Origin of the sequence: Janthinobacterium sp. Ant5-2-1, assembly GCF_001445815.1 — a bacterium.
GTDB lineage: Bacteria > Pseudomonadota > Gammaproteobacteria > Burkholderiales > Burkholderiaceae_D > Janthinobacterium > Janthinobacterium lividum_E.
Genome location: NZ_LNCE01000122.1, coordinates 1 through 3492, shown reverse-complemented (window position 1 = coordinate 3492; position 3492 = coordinate 1). Strand labels below are relative to the sequence as shown.

At 66.8% G+C, this 3492-nt stretch carries 4 protein-coding genes; 3 read left to right on the top strand and 1 reads right to left on the bottom strand.

The window, feature by feature from the left end:
• The 3 genes from ASN89_RS25460 to ASN89_RS25450 form a co-directional block, all read left to right on the top strand.
• Window positions 1–545: RraA family protein (locus ASN89_RS25460; RefSeq protein WP_058051204.1), on the top strand; the 545-nt coding region annotated here is incomplete at its 5' end.
• Between the two features lie 32 nt (window positions 546–577).
• Window positions 578–1225 (top strand): 4-carboxy-4-hydroxy-2-oxoadipate aldolase/oxaloacetate decarboxylase, encoded by a 648-nt coding sequence (locus ASN89_RS25455; protein WP_046685005.1) that lies wholly within the window; start codon window positions 578–580, stop codon window positions 1223–1225.
• Between the two features lie 37 nt (window positions 1226–1262).
• A complete protein-coding gene (locus ASN89_RS25450) occupies window positions 1263–2633 on the top strand; it encodes an MFS transporter (protein ID WP_082654753.1) in 1371 nt (456 codons plus the stop codon).
• On the opposite strand, the gene ASN89_RS25445 is transcribed toward ASN89_RS25450, so the two are convergent.
• Window positions 2616–3492 (bottom strand): acyl-CoA dehydrogenase (locus ASN89_RS25445; RefSeq protein WP_058051203.1); only part of this gene is annotated, 877 nt, incomplete at its 5' end. The two genes, ASN89_RS25450 and ASN89_RS25445, sit on opposite strands and share 18 nt — an antisense overlap.

Genomic DNA, 3492 nt, shown 5'->3' with positions numbered 1-3492 from the left:
GGCGCCTGTTCGGCCCCGCCTTCACCGTGCGCTTCGCGCCCGTCGACAGCCAGTCGCCCGGCACGGTGGGCGATTACCTCGACGATATTCCCGCCGGCGCCATTGCCGTGCTCGACAACGCGGCCCGCCGCGATTGCACGGTATGGGGCGGCATCATGAGCCAGCTGGCGGCGCAGCGTGGCGTGGCCGGCACCATCGTCGGCGGCGTGTGCCGCGACACGGCGGAAGCCGATGCGGCCGGCTACCCCCTGTTTGCGCTGGGGCGCTTCATGCGCACCGGCAAGGACCGGGTGCAGGTGGATGCCATCGGCGCGCCTGTCAGCCTGGCCGGCGTGCGCGTGGCGTCCGGCGACATCGTCGTGGCCGACCAGGATGGCGTCGTCATCGTGCCGGCGGACCGGGCGCACGACGTCTTCGAACGGGCCCTGGCCATGCAGGCCGTGGAATTGCGCATCGTCGCCGCCGCGCTGGACGGCATGTCCCTGCGCGACGCGCGGCGCCAGTTCGGCTATCACACCCTGCAGCGCAAGCCCGCCACCGCCTGATTCTTCCCTCACTTCATCTCTGAAAGCACACCATGGACCAGCATGTTTCCATTGCCACCTTGCACGCCCTGCGCCAGCTGGGTGCGGCCACCATCTATGAAGCGCAGGGCGCGAAAGGCGCGCTCGACAGCGGCATCAAGCCGATTGCGCCCGGCATGCGCCTGGCCGGACCCGCCCTAACCGTCGATACGCGCCCGGCCGACAACCTGATGCTGCATTACGCCATGCTCAAGGCCCGGCCCGGCGACGTGCTGGTGGTCGACGCCAAGGGTTTCTTGGAGGCGGGCGTGTGGGGCGACGTGTTTACCGAGCAGGCGCAGCGGATCGGCCTGGCCGGCCTGGTGATCCATGGCGCCGTGCGCGACGCGGCCGCCATGACGGAAGCCGGCTTTCCCGTCTTCAGCCGGGGCCTGTCGATCAAGGGCACGGGCAAGCACCAGCCGGGACGCCTGAACGTGACCGTCACCATCGGCGACGTCAGCATTGACCCGGGCGACATCATCGTCGGCGACCAGGACGGCGTGGTGGTGGTGAAGCGCCACGAGGTGGAAGCGGTGCTGCAGAAAAGCCGCCAGCGCGAAGAGAAGGAAGCGCAATTTCGCCAGCAGATCCGAGACGGCGCCACGACCGTCGACCTGCTGGGGCTGGAAGAGACCTTGCGCCGGCTGGAACTGCGCTGACATCCGCCATCACTAGAAAAAAATCGGGAGACACCTCATGCATACCATTACCACCGCCCCGGCTGCGGCGCCTGCCGCACCGCTGGCCGCCCGCCGTCCCACGCGCTACCGCTGGGTCGTCGCGGCCCTGTTTTTCATCGTCTACACGATTGCCGCCGCCGACCGCGCCAACCTGGGCGTGGTCTTGCCGTTCCTGCGCAAGGAGTTCGAAATGAGCAATACCGACGCGGGCGGGCTCGTCAGCCTGTTCCTCGTCGCCTATGCGCTGGCGCAACTGCCTTCCGCCTGGCTGCTGTCGAAGTTCGGCGTGCGCAAGGTGTTTACCATTTCCATGGTCCTCACCTCGATCGCCACCGGGCTGACGGGGCTCGTGGGTTCCCTGCTGTCATTAAAGCTGTGCCGCATCGGCCTGGGCCTGGCGGAAGGACCGTTGCCGATCGGCGTGACGACGACCATCAATCACTGGTTTCCCTCGCGCGAGAAGGGCACGGCCTCGGGCCTGTTCCTGTCCGCCGTCAAGTTCGGCCCCGTGATCACGCCCATCCTCGGTGCGGCCATCATCGCCGCCTGGGGCTGGCGCGAAGTGTTCATCTGGTTTTCCGTGCCCGGCGTGATCCTGGCCATCTTCTGGTATTTCCTGGTCACCAACAAGCCGGCAGAAAGCCGCTTCGTCAACGGGGAAGAACTGGCCGTCATCGAGGAAAAAGCGCTGGACGGCAGCAGCACCGGCTCGGCGGCCACGTCGCGGCCCATGCCCTGGCTCGACAAGCTGATCCGTGTGCGCGAGGTGCCAGCTGTTACCACCAGCCGTGGCGTGTTTGCTTCGTGGAATATTCTCGGCTGCGCGCTCGGCTATTGCTGCCAGCTGGGCATTTCCAGCGTGCTGCTGGCCTGGATCCCCACATATTTGCTGACCGTAAAACAGTTTTCCATCATGAACATGGGCATGGTGGCGGCCGCGCCGTGGGTGGGCGCCGTCTTCGGCAATATCCTGGGCGGCTTGCTGGCCGACCGCGTGCTCGACAAGCGCCGCAAGCCCGGCATGCTCATTTCCGCCCTGTCGACGGCCGTCATGATGTACTTGCTGATCCATGCGCCGGCCGACCCGCTGCAATACGGTGCGCTGCTGTTCCTCACGGGCGTACTGCTGAGCATCGGTTTTTCCGCCTACATGGTGTATCCGATGCAATTCGTCTCGAAGGAAAAATTCCCCGTGGCGAACGCCGTCGTCAACATGGGCGGCCAGCTGGGCGGCGCGGCCACGCCGTGGATCGTCGGCATGTTGTTGGATCATTACGGCTGGGATTATGTGTTCGGCTTCATGGCGGCCATTTCCTGCCTGACCTTCCTGGTGGTGCTGACCATTGCCGAACCGCTCAAGCTGCGGCCGTCAGGGCAGCAGCAGTGAATGCTGGCTGGCCGTATGGAAATCGCGCCAGACGCGGTTGATGGTGCTGTCTTCGCGGGCCGCGTACAGGCCGCAATACGGATACAGGCCATCGACTGCCGCGCGGCACACGGCGACCAAATCCAGTGAACTCGTCTGCACGGCCTGCATGCCGTCCGCGTCGAGGGCCGCGCCGGCCGCCACTTGCGCCCAGCTGTTGTCCAGCACGGCATAGAAGCGGGTGCGGGCGGCAGTGAAGGCGTCTTGCTTGCCTTGCAGGAATGCGGCCACCTCCGGCACGTCCAGCAGCGGCAAGCCGGCGCGCGCATGGCGTCGGTGGCGCATGCATTCTTCGGCCAATTGCATGAAATGCGCGGCCATGCCGGCCACGTTGGCGGCCAGGGTCACGTAGGCGAGCGAGTAGAACGGATAGCGGTACAGGGGGCCGTCGGCCGTCGCGGTGCCGGGACTGATCGTGAAGCCATGTTCCTTGCCGAGCCACTGGCCATCGATGCGATAGCTGTGCGAGGCGCTGGCGCGCATGCCGATGCTGTTCCACGAGGGCACCAGCTGCACCCGCGCGGCGGGCACGAGGAAGGCGCGGATGCGCGGCTTGCCATCCGCATCGAGCAGGGGCTGGCCATCGCGCTGCAGCCGGGCGTTCAGGGTGAAGTGGGTCGCCATGGGCGCGCCGCTGGCGTAGTCCCAGCTGCCCGTGATGCGGTAGCCGTCGCCTTCTTCCTCCGCATAACCTGTCGCCGCGCCGCTGCCGCCCAGGCAGACGCGGGGCGTGCCGACGATGGCCTGCGCCAGCTCAGGTTCCAGGAAGCCCGCGAACCAGCCCGCGCACGCGCACAGGGTCAGCACCCAGCCCATGCTG